Origin of the sequence: Shewanella sp. AC91-MNA-CIBAN-0169 (genome assembly GCF_040310165.1) — a bacterium.
Lineage (GTDB): Bacteria > Pseudomonadota > Gammaproteobacteria > Enterobacterales > Shewanellaceae > Shewanella.
Genome location: NZ_JBEOPM010000004.1, coordinates 184,487 through 204,989, shown reverse-complemented (window position 1 = coordinate 204,989; position 20,503 = coordinate 184,487). Strand labels below are relative to the sequence as shown.

13 protein-coding genes are annotated in these 20,503 nt (G+C 42.4%); 5 read left to right on the top strand and 8 right to left on the bottom strand.

Annotated features, from left to right (window positions below):
• Positions 1–86 precede the first annotated feature (86 nt).
• Positions 87–1,295 (top strand): winged helix-turn-helix domain-containing protein, encoded by a 1,209-nt coding sequence (locus AAEY98_RS06200; protein ID WP_351015643.1) that lies wholly within the window; start codon positions 87–89, stop codon positions 1,293–1,295.
• A 222-nt stretch (positions 1,296–1,517) separates the two neighbouring features.
• Positions 1,518–2,834, top strand: a complete 1,317-nt coding sequence (locus AAEY98_RS06195) for an anaerobic C4-dicarboxylate transporter (protein WP_011639250.1) — start codon at positions 1,518–1,520, stop codon at positions 2,832–2,834.
• Positions 2,835–3,246: 412 nt separating this feature from the next.
• Here the strand turns inward: AAEY98_RS06195 and AAEY98_RS06190 are convergent, their stop codons facing one another.
• The 4 genes from AAEY98_RS06190 to AAEY98_RS06175 all read right to left on the bottom strand — a co-directional run bounded on the left by AAEY98_RS06190 (position 3,247) and on the right by AAEY98_RS06175 (position 9,131).
• Positions 3,247–3,723, bottom strand: coding sequence for a hypothetical protein (locus AAEY98_RS06190; protein ID WP_162024103.1), 477 nt, complete (start codon positions 3,721–3,723; stop codon positions 3,247–3,249).
• Positions 3,713–4,447: a glycoside hydrolase family 19 protein gene (locus AAEY98_RS06185; RefSeq protein ID WP_351015640.1), complete on the bottom strand. Its 735-nt coding sequence runs from the start codon at positions 4,445–4,447 to the stop codon at positions 3,713–3,715. Before AAEY98_RS06185 ends, AAEY98_RS06190 begins: the two co-directional genes overlap by 11 nt.
• 306 nt (positions 4,448–4,753) lie before the next feature.
• Positions 4,754–7,909, bottom strand: coding sequence for a DUF3427 domain-containing protein (locus AAEY98_RS06180; RefSeq protein WP_351015665.1), 3,156 nt, complete (start codon positions 7,907–7,909; stop codon positions 4,754–4,756).
• A 115-nt stretch (positions 7,910–8,024) separates the two neighbouring features.
• A complete protein-coding gene (locus AAEY98_RS06175; RefSeq protein WP_351015637.1) occupies positions 8,025–9,131 on the bottom strand; it encodes a Fic family protein in 1,107 nt (368 codons plus the stop codon).
• Positions 9,132–9,364: 233 nt separating this feature from the next.
• Between AAEY98_RS06175 and AAEY98_RS06170 the strand changes: the two genes are divergently transcribed.
• Entirely contained in the window at positions 9,365–10,165 is an 801-nt protein-coding gene (locus AAEY98_RS06170) for a sulfotransferase family protein (RefSeq protein ID WP_351015634.1), read from the top strand.
• A gap of 94 nt (positions 10,166–10,259) precedes the next feature.
• Here AAEY98_RS06170 and AAEY98_RS06165 read toward each other — a convergent pair whose 3' ends face one another.
• Positions 10,260–11,693, bottom strand: coding sequence for an MFS transporter (locus AAEY98_RS06165; protein ID WP_350978383.1), 1,434 nt, complete (start codon positions 11,691–11,693; stop codon positions 10,260–10,262).
• Between the two features lie 498 nt (positions 11,694–12,191).
• Between AAEY98_RS06165 and AAEY98_RS06160 the strand changes: the two genes are divergently transcribed.
• Positions 12,192–13,079 carry a hypothetical protein gene (locus AAEY98_RS06160; RefSeq protein ID WP_350978382.1) on the top strand — a complete coding sequence of 296 codons (888 nt, stop codon included), beginning with the start codon at positions 12,192–12,194 and terminating at the stop codon, positions 13,077–13,079.
• A gap of 195 nt (positions 13,080–13,274) precedes the next feature.
• On the opposite strand, the gene AAEY98_RS06155 is transcribed toward AAEY98_RS06160, so the two are convergent.
• The gene (locus AAEY98_RS06155) at positions 13,275–14,264 is read right to left on the bottom strand and encodes an AraC family transcriptional regulator (protein ID WP_350978380.1); all 990 of its coding nucleotides are present in this window, start codon (positions 14,262–14,264) and stop codon (positions 13,275–13,277) included.
• A 432-nt stretch (positions 14,265–14,696) separates the two neighbouring features.
• On the opposite strand from AAEY98_RS06155, the gene AAEY98_RS06150 reads away from it, so the two are divergent.
• Positions 14,697–16,106 (top strand): FAD-binding oxidoreductase, encoded by a 1,410-nt coding sequence (locus AAEY98_RS06150; RefSeq protein WP_350978378.1) that lies wholly within the window; start codon positions 14,697–14,699, stop codon positions 16,104–16,106.
• 401 nt (positions 16,107–16,507) lie between these two features.
• On the opposite strand, the gene mdoH is transcribed toward AAEY98_RS06150, so the two are convergent.
• Both mdoH and AAEY98_RS06140 read right to left on the bottom strand, forming a co-directional pair.
• Positions 16,508–18,691 carry a glucans biosynthesis glucosyltransferase MdoH gene (gene mdoH, locus AAEY98_RS06145; protein ID WP_350978413.1) on the bottom strand — a complete coding sequence of 728 codons (2,184 nt, stop codon included), beginning with the start codon at positions 18,689–18,691 and terminating at the stop codon, positions 16,508–16,510.
• Positions 18,692–18,702: 11 nt separating this feature from the next.
• Positions 18,703–20,382: a glucan biosynthesis protein G gene (locus tag AAEY98_RS06140; RefSeq protein WP_351015631.1), complete on the bottom strand. Its 1,680-nt coding sequence runs from the start codon at positions 20,380–20,382 to the stop codon at positions 18,703–18,705.
• Positions 20,383–20,503 lie beyond the last annotated feature (121 nt).

The following is a 20,503-nucleotide window of genomic DNA, read 5'->3' as shown; positions in this document are numbered from 1 at the left end:
GAGATGTACACTACTATAAAATTCGACCTACAATGGCACTTATCCTCGTGTTTTAATTTGTTTACCCATTCAATATAGGGCGCTTAATGACAAACCCTTTATCAGCTAAACAATGGTTACAGCTAAGTATGCAGCAGCAAGGTTTATTACAGCCTTTGGAGTCATTGCCAAAGCTTATCCAGCAATTAAGTTATGTGCAAATTGACTCTATTAATGTGGTTGAACGCGCGCATCATCATGTATTACACAGTCGTCTGCCCGAATATTCTGCCACCATGTTAGATGCAGCAATGAGCGATAAAACCGTGTTTGAGTACTGGTCCCATGCGGCTGCTTATCTGCCTATTGAAGATTACCGTTTTAGCCTGTATCGCAAACAGCAATTACAACAAGGTGGTAAGCATTGGTTTGAACCAGAACATAAAGTCATGCGTGAAGTTAAAGCCCGTATTAGTGCCGAAGGTCCATTAAAAACCAGTCAGTTCACCCATGAATCAGACACTAAAAATGGCACTTGGTGGGACTGGAAACCGGCTAAAAAAGCGCTTGAGCAGTTGTTTATGCAAGGCGAGTTAATGGTTGCTAGGCGCGACAAGTTTCAAAAAGTGTACGACTTAACCGAGCGAGTACTACCCAAGCATACCGACACCACAGTGCCTAGCGATACAGAATTTGCCCAACACTTGATTCAGCGTTATTTATCGGCGCATGGTTTTGGTAATTTGCAGCAAATACAATATTTACGCAAAGGCCTTAAACCTCTACTCAGCCAAACATTAGCGCAACTGTGCGAACAAGGTGATATCGCCAGCTTTACCGACCCCAGCGCCAATACACAACACGTTTACTTCTACCAACCTACGCTCACCTTACCCACTGCTATTCACAATAAAGTCTGGCTACTTAATCCGTTTGATAATTTAGTCATTCAACGCCAAAAGCTTCGGCAATGGTTTGGGTTTGATTACCAAATAGAAGTGTATGTGCCTGAGGCTAAACGCCAATTCGGTTATTATTCACTGCCCATTCTATGGCGTGACGGTTTTGTTGGCCGCGTGGATGTAAAAGCCGACCGTAAAAACCAATGTTTGTTACTGCAAAACCTGCACATTGAAACGCAAAAATTGACGAACCAACATGATGAATTAAATGACAAAACACATTTTGTTGCTGCGTTAATCGAGGCCATTGATCACTACTGCACATTCAACAACTGCCAGCGTTGGCAGCTAATACAATGTAACGATAAAACGATTGCTAAAATGTTACTCAAAGCAAGTCAACAGAGTAGTTAACTGCATACTTTGTGCTTCGAATACAGTTCACCCTCCCCTATAAAAGTGACGCAAAACAATATACGCACTGATATGTAATGTTGTTCACGTTTTAAACATTTATTACCATACCCAATTCAATAGCTTGAGTTACATCACTAACCCCAAAGATGTAGTGAGATACTTTCAAAAGGTTAAAAATAATAACAACCTACATAAAAACCTACGCGGGGAGAAAACACGATGTTTTATATACACATGCTGCTGTTATTAGCGGTGATATTTGTTGGTATTCGCCATGGCGGTATCGCCTTTGGTTTATTGGGCGGGTTAGGTGTTTCGGTACTCGCATTTGTATTTGGCGTTGCACCAGGTGCGCCACCTATCAGTGTAATGTTAATTATTCTAGCCGTAGTGGCGGCTTCGGCGACGTTAGAGGCCACAGGCGGTTTAAAGCTGTTGGTAAAGTTTGCTGAAAAGCTGTTGCGCAAACATCCTGAACATATCGTCTTTTTAGGCCCACTATGTACCTATTCATTAACCGTTCTGGTTGGTACTGGTCATTCTGTTTATCCCCTTCTTCCTGTAATTTACGATGTGGCGTACAAAAAAGGCATCCGCCCAGAACGTCCATTAGCCATGGCAACTGTAGCATCACAAATGGGTATTACTGCCAGCCCAATTGCCGCAGCAGCAGCAGTAGTGCTTGCCACCGCCGTTGATAATAATCTAGATATTAACTTACTTGATGTACTCATGGTGACCATTCCCGCCACACTAACAGGCTTACTAGTAGCGTGTACTTGGAGCTTAAAGCGCGGTAAAGATTTAGATAAAGATGAAGAGTTTCAGGCACGTTTAACAGATGATGAGTTTCGTGAAGCATTAACCGACCCAAAAGCAGATGAGGTGCAAACACCCCAGGCCGAATCGACCGCAAAGAAAGGCTTAACAGTATTTTTACTGGGTATATTTGCCGTTATCATGGTGGCGATGTTTAGTAAGCAAATACTGCCAGCTGGCGTCAGCATGTCGGTAGCGATTCAATTTATGATGTTGTCAGTCGGTGGAGTAATATTACTCGCCACCAATATCTCACCGAAAAAAATTGTCACCAGTAACGTGTTTACCGCCGGTATGACTGCGGTCATTATCATTTTTGGTATCGCATGGATGAGTGACACCATTATTGAACACCATAAAACCTATTTAGTGAGTGCGGTAAGCGACATTGTCAGCGTGTATCCATGGACATTTGCTATTGCGATGTTTGTGTCGTCTATTTTCTTAAAAAGTCAGGCTGCGGTATTAACCATTATGTTGCCATTAGGGTATTCACTCGGTATTCCAGCACCAGTATTAATTGGTGTACTGCCAGCGTGTTATGCCTACTTCTTCTTCCCATTCTACCCAAGCGATTTAGCGGCAATTAGTTTTGATAGAACCGGCACCACCCACATTGGTAAATATGTACTCAACCACAGCTTTATTATTCCAGGCTTTATTGGCGTAGTAACCGCAACATTTGTGGGTTACTTTATATCGATGGCTATTAACTAGCCCTAGCTAGCGCTTTGGCTTTGAGCTAAGAACTAAAGTGATAAACCGCTAGTGAATTGACCCAAATAAGTTACTAGCATCAATAAGAATGGCAGCCAAAGTGGCTGCCATTTTTGTGTTTAATCATTGAGAACCTAAAGACCGATGAACTAAAAACGAAGACCTAGAAAACTACAATTATCTGATGAGTTATCGACAGGTTCATGGGTTAATCCGCCCACCATATCGCCATCTGCAACACGCAAAAATCCATCCATGAGACTTGGAGAAAAGATCTTGTCTGATCAATCGCAAAAGCGAAAATATCTAGGCTAGAACAAGTCTGCTTCAAAGCAATACTGAATTTAATGTCAAACATCCCCACAAAAGTTGAGCCGTTGAGTATTAGTTTGCATCAAAAACGCTGAAAATGTCATTTATCACTTTGAATATAAATAGGATTGTCATATTCGGTCTTGTTATTTATATACTTACAAAAACCGCCTGTCGTATTTTGTGTTTCAAACTCTAAAAAATGAGGTTTTACAGACTCACTTTTATCACTTGGAATAACATAATATGAACTAATTGATTTTATTGGTGAATATATCTTATCTTCATATTTGAAGATGACATACTCCAAATATTCCGCACTACTCACTCCTGTTTCAAAGTACCCCCTAATTACTGGAACTCTGTAATCTATTCCTTCGCACCTAGCATGTATAACAGCAATTAACTGTAAGTCATTTGACGCTTGACGGTTTATAATTACTTCAGCAGCACCTTCAGAGGGAGAATATAACAAATACTCTTGATCAGTCCACTCAGATAATCTGAACTCATTTGCATTTAGTGAAAATGAAGTTAAAAATACTATAAAAAAATAAAAGCCTTTATTAAAAAACATCTTTAAATACCTTTCTTCTTAATAAATCAGTTAAATTATCATGACGTTTATTGTAACTTGTTGTCTTACTATTAATGACTTTAGTAATACTATCCGTAACCATTCGACTTTCCCCTATATCTGCTTTTCTATAAAGCTGATGTTCCAGCCAGAATATTAGAGCAGATCTTACTGCAAATTTGGGTTGTAGTAATAAATCGGGGGTTGCGACAAAATCGACACTTGCACTCCACAAGTTATTATGCTTTGTTTTCATTGAAATATAATTTGATTTCCCGGTTAATTGAAGTATACCTCTACCTCTATATTTCCAGCCGTCACCAGACTCTACACTGCCATTACCCATTCGATTCGCATATGCATGATTTGCAATAGCTTCGATATCCGCTTTTTTATTAGTAGCCTTGTTATATGCGTGATCTTTTGCATCAGAAGGAGTTCGTCCATAATGTGAGAATATAGATATCAAAGCCATTTCGTTGTAATTAAGATTCTCCTCTAAGTTGAATTTACCTCCAACTTCATGCATTACTTGAGCGATAAAGTGACACATTCTTAATTCTGTATTAAGTTGACACTTATTAACGTTATAATTCAACTCTTCAGCCACTTCACTTAATAGTTTATCGCTCACATTGTGTTCGCTTTTCCAAATAGCTCTAAGGTGCGATAAACTCAGAGTTTGATTTTCAACTCTATTTGAAGACTTATATATAGACATCATCAATTCCTTTTGTACTAACTATTTACATATAATTTGTAAACCCACTTTAATTTAAATAGGATACGACAGGATTACATTTGAGTATATAATCTTCAATAATGACGAAGCATTCCTGAATACACCCCAAATAATAACCCCCAAATATCTTCACTCTAAAGTTAATACGACTTAAATACTATTGAAGTTATTAATACGAAATATCCCAATTATCAACATGTTTCCTAAAACGATACACCGTAAACCCATCCATGGGGGCTTGACGAAAACATCCTGTTTTCAACAGCTGCAGAGGACGATATGGCTAGCTTATCCTACCGCCAATTTCGCGGCTTCGTGCCACATAGCATCTGGCATAGGAGTCATTAATTTCCAGGTTATATTCATTGGCTGCGCCCCAGCGTGTTTCCTATAAATCACTTCACCAAAATTGACAAAGCCCATGGTTCGGCCGTTTTCATCTTTCGCTTGCTCTCGCACAAACAGAATCAATTTACGGCCCATTTTTTCATGCTCAATATAGCCCAAACCTCTTCCATATTCTGGTCTTGCACTATTTTGAGATTGCCAATGAAATAGCGACTCGTTAATCGCATAATCATGATACATAGTCGTGGGAGAAAACTGCTTTACTGACTTTTTCAAGGTCACAAACAGCAATTCAACATTACGCTCCTTAAGAACTAAAACGCCTTCACGGGCGGTGGATTTTCTATCAAAGGAGCTGGCTCCACTGGCTGCGAGTATTTGTTCTCTGGTATATCTTGAATGCACTTTTAAGACATCTAATGTGGGGATATGCATTTCAAGTTCATGATGATGGATACGATCGATAAGTAACGATATGACATCAAGGAGTTCAGCTTGTAATCGAGCATGTCTCAATGCCGCAACACTTTGCTTAAGGCTGGCAAAACCTAGCTCGGCACCCGACTTATCCCAAAAGTTATAATGGCACGCTAATGCAAATTGGCGCTGAGTTGCATTGGTATCGTCGAAGCTGAAATTATCGATAATTAGCTGCTTTAAAAACTGTAAATATGAGATAGAACTGCAAGCGAACAAATGATTATTTATCGCGCGATAGTAGGCTTTAGCCAGACTCGTATCTAAATTTGGCTCATTTATTTGATTTCTATTTGCGCTCTCAACGAGTTCTAGCCAACTCATTTTTAGCTTATAAATATCTTCTAAATTAACATTTGGGTTAAAACGTAAAAAATTAACCAAGCTTAAGGTAAGCGTACTTTGGTGCTCGAAATTATTGATCAGCTGTCGCAACCTGCTAACATTCATCGTTGCACGGCTAATATTTCGTAAAATCATTGCCTGAGTCTGTTCTTCTAACTCGATTCGACAACCTAATGGCAAATGAGGAAAGTCATTGGTTATCTCATCTTTAATCGATTGATTCGTTTTACCAACCAGCGCGCGAAACTTTTGTGAAAAGTCGTATTCATCACGAGAATTACCCACAAAATCCAATACTGTACAGCACTGTTTATCATCGGTTAGACGCAATCCTCGTCCTAGCTGCTGTAAAAAAATGGTTAAGCTTTCGGTTGGACGTAAAAACAATAATGTATCAACGTCTGGAATATCGACACCTTCATTAAAAATATCCACCACACACAAAATGTGTACATGACCGCTGATTAAACTCTGGCGTTTTTGTTGCCGCTCATGACTATTATCACTGGTGAGCACATCCGCACTAATACCGGCTAAGTTGAACTTCTTCGCCATGTATTCTGCATGTTCTTTGCTGACACAAAACGCCAAAGCTTTTATCTGACGAATGTCAGTGACCGTGTCATTAAGGCTTCTAATAATGCGCACAACTCTTTGTTCATTATGAGTATATAAATGACTTAGCTCTGCAATATCATATCGCCCTTGATGCCATTTAATTTTGCGAAGGTCGGTATCATCATCAATAGCAAAGTATTGGAAAGGACATAAATAGCGCTGATTGATTGCTTCGGGCAAACGAATTTCTGCAGCTATTACGCCACAAAAGTCATCCAGAATGTTTTGCCCATCATGACGCTCTGGCGTGGCTGTTAACCCCAATAAAATCTTGGGTGAGAAATGCGCTAATAATCCTCGATAACTACTGGCTGCAATGTGATGAACTTCATCTATCACAATATAATCATAAAAATCAGTGGTGAGCGGTAAGCTTGATAATTGCAGGTTTAAGCTTTGTATCGAAGCAAACAAATACCGGTAGCTATTAGGCTTGTGCTCAGCAACCCACAATTCACCAAACTGATTATTCTTCAATACACCACGGTACGCAGACAATGCTTGCTTAAGAATTTCTTGTCGATGAGCCACGAATAAGAAATTAGCTTCTGGATGCAGTTTATAAAAACGGGCAAAATCAAACGCTGAAATAAGCGTTTTACCAGTGCCCGTAGCTGCAACTACTAGATTTTTATACCGCTGATGAATACTACGCTCAACATTTAACTGCTCAAGAATCTCTCGCTGATGTGCAAAAGGTTTTATATCAAAATGAAAGGTGCTGCTTTCGCTATAACTACCTTTAGCCTCACGCAATGCTTCATGAAGTTTGTTTTTAGCTTCAATATTGCCATCAAATAATTCAAATTCACTGGATTGCCAATATGACTCAAAGGTGTTGAGGGATTTATCGATTATATGAGGAATTTCTTGGGTGGTTATTTTTAAATTCCATTCAAGACCACTGGTCAACGCAGAATGCGATAAATTCGATGACCCAATATAACCGGTATGAAATCCTGTATTGCGCAAAAACAAATAAGATTTCGCATGCAAACGCTCGCGCTTAGTGTTGTAACTCAATTTAACTTCAGTATTTGGCAGGCTTGCTAAAAACTCGACTGCTTTAGCATCTGTCGCCCCCATATAAGATGTCGTAATGATCCGCAGGGTCTTGCCACTTCGAGTGAACTCTTCAAGTTCATTTTTAAAAATCCGAATGCCAGCCCACTTAATAAAAGACACTAACCAATAAATTTTGTCTGCTGAGCGGATCTCGCGCTTTAACTCTGTGTCTAAAGAAATTCCGGCGTTGCTACCACAAAAAAGTTCACTTTGGCTTAATCCTGTTAGCGGATAAATGGCTTTAGTAAACGCAGGAAAGTCCGTCGATATGGGATTTTTTTTATCAAATAGCGCTGTTAATATACGGCCTTTACTATCGAGTAAGTTTTCAGTAATCAATTGATCATCTTGAACATGATCTTTCAACCAAAGCACTAACTTATTTGCCAAACCGATTTGCTCTGTGAGTTGATTGTCTCCGCTAGGGATTGCACCAATGGCACTCTCCATTATCTTGGTCAAAAACCTCGATAGCCAAACACTGGCCTCAGCGCTTTCTAATGGCCGCTCACCTAAATAGAACACATCACGATTGATGCTTTTATCTATCAGTTGAGTAATAAGCTTTTCATAAATACCAACTTGTTCCATGTCAGATAGGCCTTTTGAAAGTGAAAACACTAAGAATATACCATAGCAATAAGTGCATATTACGACTAAGAATAATATTATTTATCAATAAAATGCTTACAGAACAACGATTAAATTAGCGCACCAACACATACCTTGTGCTTCTGCCGCCCGCGCCGGTTTTGACCAAACATTGCTGCTCAACTAATTGAGCCAAATGTCGGGTGGCGGTGGCGCGGCTGACTTTAGCGACTTTTTGATACTGGCTACTACTGATCCCATCATTAAAGTCACCATCAAGTAATCTATTTAGCACTCTCACTTGTTCTGTGGTTAACGCTGGAGTGAGTAAGCGTTGGTCCACTCGACGCCAAAATTGGGTTTTAGCAGTAGTTTGCTCAATGCTATTGAGCGTGTGTTGAATAGCGTCATTTAAGGTGTCTAAAAACCACAGCAGCCAAGGTGTGATATCTAAGCCACCTTGCTGGGTAGACTCTAATATTGCGTAATAGGCTTTGCGTCGCTCAAGAATACTAACTGACATTGTGTAAAAATGAATAGAACGATGCTCAGCTTGCGCGAGTGCTAAGTCGGTGAGCAAACGGGTGATACGTCCATTACCATCATCAAGCGGGTGCAAGGTGACAAACCACAAATGGGTGATGGCTGCGCGCACGAGCGGGTCGACATTAGGTTGATTTCGTGATTGATTAAACCACTCAAAAAACTGCGTTAAGTTAAGATCTAGTGTATTGCGTGGAGGCGCTTCAAAATGCACTGTCGGTTTGTCTAAACGCCCCGATACTACTTGCATAGGTTCATTACCACGTAACTTACCGCCAACAACAGGATTAAACCCCGTTTGGTTTTCTGGAAATAACATTGAATGCCAATCTAAAATACGCGTTAGGCTAAGTGGCTGTTGCCAGTTTTGTAGCGCATCTAAGGTGATATCAGCTAAACCATCTGTTTGTGCAGTAGTTGGATAAGGTTTTTCTTCACTCACGCCAAGCTTATTCGCCAAAGAGGAACGTACAGAAAATGCGTTAAGCTTTTCTCCTTCAATAGCACTTGAATAAACGATATTGGCCAGCATGGTATCGAGTGTCCATTGACTAGCGGATTCAGAACCTATTTTACCCAGCAGCAAACCCTGGTTAAATTGAATTTGCCTCAATAGTGCACTTATACGAGCATTATCCCATACAAACTCTGGCCATTCTTGCTGTTGCCAAATCCACATATTAACCCCTGTTTAGCTGACTAAAATACTGTATTGATGCACATACCAAGCTATTCTACTTACAACATGAGGCAAATAGCAATTTATTCGCCTCACCAGGTGAGGCGAATAGGATGATTAATTGCCTCATGGCTCCCATTAGCAAGCTCGATAACACCTTGACAGGCATTTCGGTATAATCGTTTATTGTCTCTATAACCTTTAATTTCTATAACACTATGCGACTGTAATTAATGACATCCAAGCTAACTGAAGTATCGACATCACCACAAGCCGCTAAGCCTAAAGCCGCTTTGCCTAAACCCACTGTGGCAAATGAACAGGCAAATAAAGTATTTATTATTGGCCTGCCGCGGACGGGCACCACGAGTGTGAGTGTGGCGTTGCTTGAGCAAGGGTTAACCGTTGCCCACCAGGCGTTTACGAAGCAGGCGTTTATGTTGGCCGATGCGGTGTCTGATGCGCCGTGTTTTAGTGATTATCAGCAGTTAGATGCGTTATTTCCCAACGCTAAATTTGTCTATTTAGATAGGCCGATGGATAAGTGGTTGCCGTCGATGCAAATGTTACTGGGCAGAATGTTAGTGCATTTAGATAAAGACAAGGGCCGTTTTCATCCAATAATGAAGCGCAGCTTTAATCATAGCTTTGATATATGGCAGGTTGAGGATGTGTTTGATGAAGCGCATTTAACGGCCTGTTATCAGCGCCACCAGCAACAAGTAATGAGTTATTTTGCAGGGCGAGATGACTTTATTACCATTGATATAAGTGTTGCTGGTAGCTTTGCTACGTTGCTGCAGTTTATTGATTTACCTAAGCCCGATACGGCTAAATTTAGGCAGCTTCAATATCCACAACTTCAATCTCAGCCGCAAAACTTTCCGCAGCTGAGCTTTCCACAGCTTAACTTTCCACAGTTAAATATGGGCCGTAATGTGGCCAGTTGGGATGAATATAAGCACCCCAACAAAATTAGCGCTAATGCTTCTGGACCAGATAAACGTAAGTTTTTTGATTACCGCCTAGATTAGTTAAACCCCAACAAAATTAGCGCTAATGTTTCTGGACCAGATAAACGTAAGTTTTTTGATTACCGCCTAGATTAGTATTGTTAGTTATCCTTTCTTAGTCTTTATTTTTAGAACGCTTTTTCTTAGCAACGGTTAACCAATCTAAACTGACACCCGATATGGCATTAAAACCACGGATGCGGAAAATAAGTGTCAGTAATTGCGGCCTTGGGCGCGCTTTGGGTTCAACTGAGCGCGGAATAAACCACAATGCCACCAGCGATCGCATGGTGGTCGATACCATAAACACCAAAAATATGGGGTTGGTTAACCAAGCGTTTAAACCTGTCCAGATTAAAAACTCTGCTGCATACGAGGCAATGACGCCCCCCACCATCGCACCAACAAACACAAAACCCGCACTCAATGCCGCCTGTAATGCGGCATAAATGGCAAAGTCACTACGGAAAGGTCGAATATCGTAGAGGTAATTGGCAGTACTTAAGGTAAAGCCGCTCCAGGCTAAACCGGAAAAGGCTTGAATCGCCAATATATACAGATAGTTGTCGGAAAAAAGCCACAATAACGGCAAACCAGGAATTAAACAGCTGGTAATGATCATCACTAATCTATTGCCGTACAGATCGCTAAATCGGCCCCAGAATCGCAAGGTAATAAACTGCGTAAAAATAGAGGCCACACTAGAAAGCACAAATTCAAAATAGGTAAAATGCAGTTCTTCCAGCATGTATACTGCAAAAAAAGGTGCCGAAATGGCAACCATGCACTGCATACCCGCAACAAATAAACTGTAATGGCGGAAAGTTTTGTCTTTCCATGCTTCGCGGAAATTACCAAATGTTTGTTTAAACACCCCAGACGCTTTGGCGAGCCTAGGCTCGGGGTCGTGCATTTGCAGTAATAACCAGGCTGAAGTAAACCGGCCCATTGCCGCAATCGAAAACAGTAAACTAAAGCCCAACCATGCCATTTGCATTGAGTCGGTTAAGGTTAAAATACCGCCGCCGACAAAGAACACACTCAGCGAGGCCATCATGGTTAATCGAGTACGTGAAGCAAAAAAAGCACCTCGTCGGCGTTGCGGTACAATCATGCCCATCCAGGCACGCCAATGCGGTTGGATTAGGTTGATAAACCCTTGATACAACACCGCTAAGCCAATAAATAACCACACTGCATTATCTGGTCTAAATGCCGCTAACGCGCCCATACCTAACACGACTACGGCTTGTAACACTGCACATGCCACAATAAATTGCCGACGGCTAAAGTGGCTTGCTAACCACACAGACAACAGTTGCGCCAGTGAGCCAAACAATTGAGGTAAGCCAGTTACCCAACCCATTTGGCCTAAACTAGCCCCTAAGAATATGGCATAAGCATTAAAAAAGTTATCACTGGTGGCCGTCATGGTTGACGATGCAACCGCCTCTTGCTGGCTGCGGCGCAAGGTACACCGTAGCCACGACAATCTATCACGACTGCGTGAACAAGAATTAGTGCTGCTAGATGAAGGTTCTAAAGCCATAAGAGGTATGAATGCACGCCATTGATAAGTAACAGATTAAGGATATGGGTTTACGCCACGGATTAACGCCACAAATTGACGTTTCAAGTTAACGTTAATGTTTAAAAGTATGGCTGATAAGTGCCCAGCTAACAATCTATAGCGATCACATAATCCGCTATTGTGATTGTAAGCTAAAGTGCGCACTGCGCTGGTATTACTGCAAAATTTAACAAGCAATATCTTCAGGCTTAACCTGCGCTGAGCCATCTTTAGGTTAATAATTACCTTGACTAAAATGAAACAAAAAAATTACATTAGTAAAACAAAATAAGTGCTATGGAAAGTGCTTCGTCAGTTAACTCAATGCAATGTACGCTTATTGATATTGGCGGTTTTATGCCCTTTCGTTATCTAGTCCCTGTCCATAAAATCAATATAAACAAATAAGTCACACACTTTGAACACCTTAAAGTGTGTTTATTAGATACACCATTTCACAATGAAAGTATAAAAAATATGAAATTACCCTTAATTATCAGTTGTTTTGTTTTAGTAGGATGCCAGTCGACGCCTTACGCCATGATTGATGGTAGTCAAAGTAAGATATCAGATGCTGACAATTATAATGTTGAGATTATCGCCATTGATGGTGCTTTTCAAAGCGGTAAGCTGACAAAAAATATTAAACCGGGATATCACACTGTACACCTAAGCACCACAGGACCACTACGCAGCAAAAAAGCCTCTTCAACATTAGTTTATCCGCTATTAGCCAAAGAGTGCATGCGTTACGTCGTATCCGCACAGCATGGACCTAGCAATAAAGATGACTGGGAAATAAAAGTATTAGATGAAAGGCTTATTCCGGCGTGCACGCCGTCTCCAGCAGAACCTGAAGTCGCGGTGGTGATCCCTGATTACGCTAAACCACCTAGTGAAGTAAACTGCTTAATGCCTAGCCAATTGAATAATCACACAACACCTGTTGTGCTGTTTCATTCTGTTGCTGCTTGTATACAATCACAAGACTATAACGCGGCAATTAACGGCTATTTTTTAGCCGGCGCATATGTGTATTTTGATACTCTACGGGTCACCCACAAGCCATCACACGCAGTGGTAGAGTTAATTAAAAAAAACTCTATTTGGAAGCTATCAGCTCTTGAACAACAACATTTTGAGCAAAAGCTTGCGGAGTTTCTTGCGTCAGAACAAAAAAAAACAGCTTGTGAATGGGTCGCCACGGTGGCTGAACCAGATTACTCACCTGATTATATGCTACAACATTTACCCAAAGCAGGTGCCACTTCAAATAGCACAACAGATCTATCGGTAGACATAAAAGCCACCTTATTTAACGCAACACTAAAAGACTATCTTGGGTGCCCGTCACCAAAAGCATAATGCTGTTGTAACGTGGTCAATGGTAAAAAGCTCTGGCGACATTAACCGACAGGGCTTTTTTACTGCAGTGATTTTGGTTAAATCAAAACGACACAATAAAAATAAACTAGGCCGTACGGCCTTCATCCGCATCAAAGCGCCTACCCATAACGATATGATCTACATGATGCAATAACTTAACTGGCGTTTTGTCATTTAACTATTTGTCAGCATTTTTTGTTGTTTGGCTCGCCATTCGCCAGCAGTCAGGCCAACATAACGTTTAAAGGCTTTTTGAAAGGCCGATTCTGAACTATAACCCACGTGCTCAGCAACGCACACAATACTCATGCCATCAGATAATAGCTTTGAAGCCAGTTGCATTCTCCAGCGATTGATATATTGCATCGGTGGTTGTCCAACATAATGATTAAATCGCTCCGCCAGTGATGAGCGGGACATGCCACACTCAATAGCGAGTATTGCTAGGTTCCATTTTTTAAACGGCTCTTGATGGATCAATATCAGCGCCCGGCTTATGTGCTCATCTTTCATGGCCGCGAGCCAACTTTGGCCCTGCGTGTCCGCAAGATTTTCCATGTGTTGCCTTAAGGCCTGAGTAAAAATTAATTCACTTAACTTAGTGACAATATTGCGCGCCCCCTCACTGGACTTGCGCATTTCACTTAAGGTAGAAACGAGTAATTGCTTCATCACCCCCTCACTACCCACATGCTCTTTGACCACCAGCATGTCTGGTAAGGTCTTTAACAGCGGATTTAAGGGCTGGGCATTAAAACCGATATAGCCGCAAATAAGTTTTGAGCGCTCACCTTCTTCACCAATTTTTACTAATGTAAACGGTTGTTTTTTTGCAGCAGTTTGTTGATAAAAACGGGCATCCGCTGCTATTCCCTGCCAATTATTGATGTTGGATGTCAAGGAATGGCTTGAACCCTTAGGAAACATAACGACGTCGCCAGATTCAAGTCTTGATGGTGCCATCAGCTTATTGTCAGATTTTACCCAGCCGTTGCCGTCCAACATAATATGAAAAGGAATAACATGTTCTACTTCGGTCAACATAAAAGAACCAATTAAATTCATCGTTGGATTAACTAATACCCATGGCTCTGCCGCTTCCACTTCAAAATAGAGCGCACCTTTTATATGTATGGTATCGAGTACTTTTGACAATATATCCATATCAATCATCCTTTAATTTATGCAAAAGCTAGCTTTGCACAATTCTTGTTTGTTCAATTTGGTTTTATTGAGAGCTTCATTACTCAATTTTTTTACTCGCGTTCAAAGTTTAGGTTAATAAATGGACGATTGGACATTAATTAAAGCGCAATGGCTATTCACTATTCGCGGTATACCACCCAAGATAAACTATGCTTTTTACATGGCGGGCAGATAACCGTGCTCACTGCTGATTATCAAAGCCTTGCCCCGTAAAAATCAGTATTCAAGGTCAATTCAATAAAATTCAATGACCTACTGGATTGGGTGGTTTTGATCTCGGCATCATTATGCAATGACTGGGGAAACACTGATGTTTATAGCTTATTCAAAACCTCGAATATAGAACGATAATCTTGAAGTAGAGCAGTAATGGATAGGAGTAATAAGCATATGAATACAATACGTTTTAAAAAAATAGATGGCACGGCTGTAGCCTTAAAGAAAAGCGACATTAACAGCTCTCTATCGGGAGAGATCATCATGCCTGACTCAAAAAAATATGATGACGCCCGCGCCTTATGGAATGGCATGATTGATATAAAACCGAGTTTATTTGTTCGCGTTAGCGATGAACAAGCGGTGGTCAAAGCTGTCAATTTCGCCCGTACCCATGGCATTTTGTTAGCGATAAAATCGGGCGGCCATAATATCGCCGGTAAGGCATTAGCGGATGGTGGACTGGTAATTGATTTTCAAAAGATGACAGATGTCATCGTTAACCAACAACAACAAACCGTCAAGGTCAGCCCCGGCGCAACCTTAGCGGATGTTGACAAGGCGACGCAACAATATGGTCTGCTGGTGCCAACTGGGATCAATTCAACCACGGGGATTGCGGGGTTGACCCTGGGCGGTGGTTTTGGCTGGACAACCCGAAAATTTGGTTTAACCATCGATAGTCTGCGCTCGGCTAAGCTGGTCATCGCAACAGGCGAACTACTCGAGGTTAATTCCAACCAACATGCGGATCTCTTTTGGGCAATACGGGGTGGAAGCAGTAATTTTGGTGTGGTCACTGAATTTGAATTTAATTTGCATCAAGCTGGCCCAGAGGTATTAGCTGGCATGGTAGTACACCCCTTTAATGATGTGAAAAACGTGCTGCAACAGTATCAAGCCGCCATCGATAAGGCTCCTGAAGAACTGAGTTGTTGGGTGGTGATGCGCAAAGCACCACCCTTACCGTTTTTACCGGAAGAGTGGCATGGTAAAAAAGTGGTGGTATTGGCTATGTGTTATGTGGGCGATATTGCCCAAGGTCAGGCTGCCACAGCAGAAATTCGAAAAATTGGCCAACCCATTGCCGACGTGGTGGGGCCGATGCCGTTTGTTGATTGGCAAGCCGCATTTGATCCCTTGTTAGCCGAAGGCGCCAGAAATTATTGGAAAAGTCTTGATATGGCGCAGCTCAACACTGAAACCGTGACCGAAATAGCACACGCCATCCAAACCTTACCCAGCGATGAGTGTGAAATTTTTATTGCTCACCTTGGCGGGGCGATGACAAAGGTGGCGCCGCACGAAACGCCCTGGCTCAATCGTGATGCACACTTCACCATGAATATTCACACCCGCTGGCAACATGCACAAGACGACGAGCTTTGTCGACAATGGGCGCGGCAGTTACATGCAAAGTTAACTCAATATTCAATGGGCAGTATTTACGTGAATTTTATCCCAGAAGGCGATAACAACAGTATTGGCGAAGCCTATGGCTCGAACTTTGCTCGGCTCAAAAGCATAAAACAGCAATTCGACCCCGCCAATCTATTTAGGATTAATCAAAATATTGTCCCCTAAATATTATCCACTAAATATAGTCTCCTAAATTAGCAAGCAATAGCGTCAGCCGAACAATATTTTCGGCTTACGCTAATTAAGCCTTCAAAGGCGGGGTGATGAATAAAAGCAAGGTCAACGGCATTAGCACGACAAAGTGTGTTAACTAACCTGTTGGTAAAATAGATTTTTTATCAGCTTAATCGACAAAGCGTCGCTGTGTCGTTCACATCTAGGCCGAGGCGGATTAAACAATCGTTTCTGCGTGCCAGAACGCCTTGTCCAACCCTGTTTAACAAAGGGGTCCGTTTAAGGGGGTGCGACGACACGTTACCACCAATGTAGCGCTTAAATGGTGAATTGAATCCACCATCTTATTTTGTAGGTCATTATCCGAGCGGGATAAACCGCCCAAAAATCACCTAACAAAAAGACACTAAGCCCTCGATAACAAACTCCTCAGGGAGCTTTTGTAATTGTTTTAGCAGTAAAGGATTGCCCAGTAAATATGCCAATTCTTGACGGGTAAACAGCTTTACAATGTCATGCTGACATTGTGCTTCTTGTACTTTAACCCGAGTAATGGCTTCGAGTGATTCAACCGCTGAACCTGGCAAACGATGCGGTTTTTTGTCAATAATGGCTAAATGTAAATCCATTAGCTCTGAGTCTTTCAATAGCCTTGATAAGGTCCACGGCTCTGCAATGGCGTTAACGTATTCGTTACGGCGTTGTTGTGAATCTAGGCTCAGCTTCGGCGCACATACCTCTTCCGGTGTTGCCAATATTTTTAGGCCTTTTACCCATAAGCCAAAGCGCTCTGAGCCTGTCATGGCAGAAAGCGGCACTGCAAGCCATAAACCAATTAGCGCTGGGCTCATCCACGCCAACAAGGTAAGCGAATCAAGCACTGCGGCGTAACCTAATAACGCACCAATTAACATGTGCCAACGATGACGATAAATCAGGGTTAGCCAAGGTAAACTGCCGTCGTCACGTCGTTGTGGCGCCCAACCGCTGTCGCGTCCGGCTAAAATAGACATCACCGCACCGCAGTGGATAAGCATCATTATTGGCGCAATCAGTGCCGACAATATCACTTCAACTACCACGCTAATAATGGCTTTGCCTCTGCCACCTAACTGCTTACTCATGATGCTATTTTTCAGTAATAATATGATCCCAAGAATTTTAGGACCAAACAATATGCCCATGGTGATATAAAACAACCGTAGTGCACGGTCTGAGTCCATTACTGGCCAGGTGGGAAACAAAGAGAATTGATCAGTAAAATACTCTGGGCGAATAAAGTGTGCTTGTAATGCCAGCATTAAGCCCGACAAAATCAGCATTAACCAAAATGGCGATGATAAATAAGCCATTATCCCCGTGAGTAAGTGTAAGCGGCTAACCCAATGTAATCCTTTACTAAACAACACCCGTGAGTGTTGTAAATTGCCTTGGCACCAACGGCGATCGCGCACCGCTAAATCGACAATAGACGGTGGGCATTCTTCATAAGACCCTGGAAGGTCTGCGGCAATGACCACGCTCCAACCAGCACGTCGAATCAAGGCTGCTTCAACAAAGTCGTGGCTCATGATATGACCACCAAATGGCGGTCTACCTGCAAGGTTGGGTAACCCTGCAGCGCTCATAAAAGCTTGGGTGCGGATAATGGCATTGTGGCCCCAAAAGTTACCTTCTTTGTGGGTCCACCAAGATAAACCTGTACCAATAACCGGACCATAAATTCGCGCAGCAAATTGCTGTAACCGCGCCATTAAGGTGTTGCCATTGATTAAATACGGAATGGTTTGGATAAGTCCAGCATCGGGATCAGCCTGCATCCGTCTCGCCAAACTAACAATAGTATGGGTTTCCATTAAACTGTCGGCGTCTAGCACCAACAAATGGTCGTATCTAGCGCCCCAGCGTTTACAAAAGTCGGCCACATTACCGGCTTTACGAGCATCATTTTTACGCCGACGGCGGTAATACACCCGCGCATCTTTACTCACTTGATGACGCAATATTAAAAATGCTTGTTCTTCTGCCAACGCAATATCGGGGTCGGTAGTATCGCTTAATATAAACCAGTCAAACGCATGGCTTTCGCCGGATGCAACCAATGCCATCGCCATCACTTCAACTGCAGCAAAAACGCGATCGGGTGACTCGTTATATGTCGGCATTAATATCGCGGTGCGGGTATGCAGCTTTATGCTTTCGGCGGTTTCTGTCGTGGGCTTTTTGAGTAGCATAATAAAGCCGGCTATACCGCCGCTAAATGCCAATGCAATCCAGCAAAAGTTAACCGCAAACAACACTAAAACGATGTATTCAAGTGGCGTGACTCCACCGACATTAAACACCGACACCATCTCGTAAATAGCCATAACCGACATGATAAAAGCGCTGCCAACCACTAACAGACGGCGTAATCCGTCTGACTTTACGCCATTGGCAATAATACTTTTACGTGGCATGCCTTCGGACAACGCACGTAAACTTTGCGGTTCCATTGGGCCTGGTCGCTCCAACGGCATTGCTGCACCACCGACCAACATAGGGTCGACGGCACTAATATCAGCATCAGGCTGCATCATGTTCATGCTTAAAGCGTCCAACGATAAAGCCAAGTTTCGACATCGCGTGGGCCAGTAAACTTCAGCTCAGCACGTAGCTCGATCAATTCAGCATCTTGTGGATCCATTTCAAACGCCAAACGATAGCCATTGGTTTTAGGTTGACGAGACACCACCACATTGGTCACAACGCCTGCTGAACTCTGCACTTTGGCGACCGGGATTTCGTCGTTATTACCTTCTTTAACTTGATAGTCGATAACAAACAAGCGTCTCGGTGTGGCTTTAGCAATCTCAGCCCGGCCACTGGCGGTACGGGCCACAATCACAGTGCCATCATCAACTTCGGGCTCGCTGCCCCAAATTAACCGATAAGTAAAATGAAACTCGCTACCGGCTGCGATAGGTTGTTTAGGTTTCCAGTAACTGACGATGTTGTCATGAATTTCAGAGTCTGTTGGAATTTCGGTTAACACCACCTCACCCGCGCCCCAATTTCCGACCGGTTCAACCCATAAACTTGGGCGACGCTCATAATGGGCTTCGAGATCTTGATACGCATCAAAACTACGTTCACGCTGAATTAAGCCAAACCCTTGAGGCGAGTTGTCCATAAAGGCACTGACTTGCAATTGCTTTGGATTAGCTAGCGGACGCCATAAACGTTCACCGCGACCATTTAAGATCAATAGCGCATCAGAATCATGCACTTCGGGTCTAAAATCATCGGTGTTTTGGCGACCATTCATTGAATGTAAAAACATACTGGTGCTAGGCGCTAAGCCAACTTTAACTAAATCCACGCGTGGAAATAAGGTCGCTTCCACATCGATATGGGTGTTATCGCCGGGTCTAACAGAAAATCGATATGCTCCTGATACGCTAGGGCTGTCTAGCAAGGCATGCACCACAATTAAGTTGCTGTCGGTGTTTGGGCGTTCAACCCAAAAGGCACGAAATATCGGAAACTCTTCGCCTTCTGGTTCAGCGGTATTTAATGCTAAGCCCCTTGAAGACAAGCCGTAATCGCTGCCTTTACCCAAAGCACGGAAATAACTCGCTCCTTGGAATACCATAAGCTCATCAAAATACGCAGGGTTATTGAGTGGATAATGGATGCGTAAACCAGAATAGCCAATATCTTGGGTCGGTAAACGCTGACTTAACACATCACCTGCAGTAAAAAACTCTGAGTTATAGGCTAAATGGTTAGCTTGCTTACCTTCAACTAGAGCAATTTCAATCAAGTCTTGGAAATAAAAACCCCGATGAAAGAGCTGCATTTGATACGGCAAACCTTCAGCTTTCCAAATAGAAGCTTCTGGCTTAAAGCGAATATCTCGATATTCATCGTAGGAAATTTTAGCCAACCCAGGCGGTAATGGGTCTTTAAGTTCCACATACGGTTTTTGCGCTAATCGGCGGGCAATCTTAACCACAGAATCAGAATCAAAGTTAGCTGTTTTGGCAAAACGTACTTTGGTTTCTGTATTCAGATTATTAGCTGATTTAACGGTCGATTGTTCATCTGCATAAGTTTGCAGCGGTATAGTCACACTTGGCGATGTGGGTGTAATAATAGGCGGAGTGGGTTCTTGTGCAGCAAGATTAAAACAAAGCCCTGCGGCCATGGCTAACGACAAACGCGTTAGCGCTTTTTTTACAGTGTGAGATGAGACCGAAGTACGACAACTCAGTAAGCTAACCATAATAGGCTACCTAAAAAATACAGCGTTAATATGCAAGTTTCAGAGCGGTTATTGCGGCAAAATGTCTTGGTACACAACCCTATGCTCTATTTCGCGAACGATATCAGAACGCCAAAATTTT

Excerpts from the sequence above, each read along its gene's own strand:
- AAEY98_RS06175 (WP_351015637.1), bottom strand. The coding sequence starts at position 9,131 with ATGTGGATTTGGCAACAGCAAGAATGGCCAGAGTTTGTATGGGATAAT.
- AAEY98_RS06160 (WP_350978382.1), top strand. The coding sequence starts at position 12,192 with ATGAAATTACCCTTAATTATCAGTTGTTTTGTTTTAGTAGGATGCCAG.
- AAEY98_RS06170 (WP_351015634.1), top strand. The coding sequence starts at position 9,365 with ATGACATCCAAGCTAACTGAAGTATCGACATCACCACAAGCCGCTAAG.
- AAEY98_RS06150 (WP_350978378.1), top strand. The coding sequence starts at position 14,697 with ATGAATACAATACGTTTTAAAAAAATAGATGGCACGGCTGTAGCCTTA.
- AAEY98_RS06180 (WP_351015665.1), bottom strand. The coding sequence starts at position 7,909 with ATGGAACAAGTTGGTATTTATGAAAAGCTTATTACTCAACTGATAGAT.
- AAEY98_RS06165 (WP_350978383.1), bottom strand. The coding sequence starts at position 11,693 with ATGGCTTTAGAACCTTCATCTAGCAGCACTAATTCTTGTTCACGCAGT.
- mdoH (WP_350978413.1), bottom strand. The coding sequence starts at position 18,691 with ATGCAGCCTGATGCTGATATTAGTGCCGTCGACCCTATGTTGGTCGGT.
- AAEY98_RS06140 (WP_351015631.1), bottom strand. The coding sequence starts at position 20,382 with ATGGTTAGCTTACTGAGTTGTCGTACTTCGGTCTCATCTCACACTGTA.
- AAEY98_RS06185 (WP_351015640.1), bottom strand. The coding sequence starts at position 4,447 with ATGATGTCTATATATAAGTCTTCAAATAGAGTTGAAAATCAAACTCTG.
- AAEY98_RS06200 (WP_351015643.1), top strand. The coding sequence starts at position 87 with ATGACAAACCCTTTATCAGCTAAACAATGGTTACAGCTAAGTATGCAG.
- AAEY98_RS06195 (WP_011639250.1), top strand. The coding sequence starts at position 1,518 with ATGTTTTATATACACATGCTGCTGTTATTAGCGGTGATATTTGTTGGT.
- AAEY98_RS06190 (WP_162024103.1), bottom strand. The coding sequence starts at position 3,723 with ATGTTTTTTAATAAAGGCTTTTATTTTTTTATAGTATTTTTAACTTCA.
- AAEY98_RS06155 (WP_350978380.1), bottom strand. The coding sequence starts at position 14,264 with ATGGATATATTGTCAAAAGTACTCGATACCATACATATAAAAGGTGCG.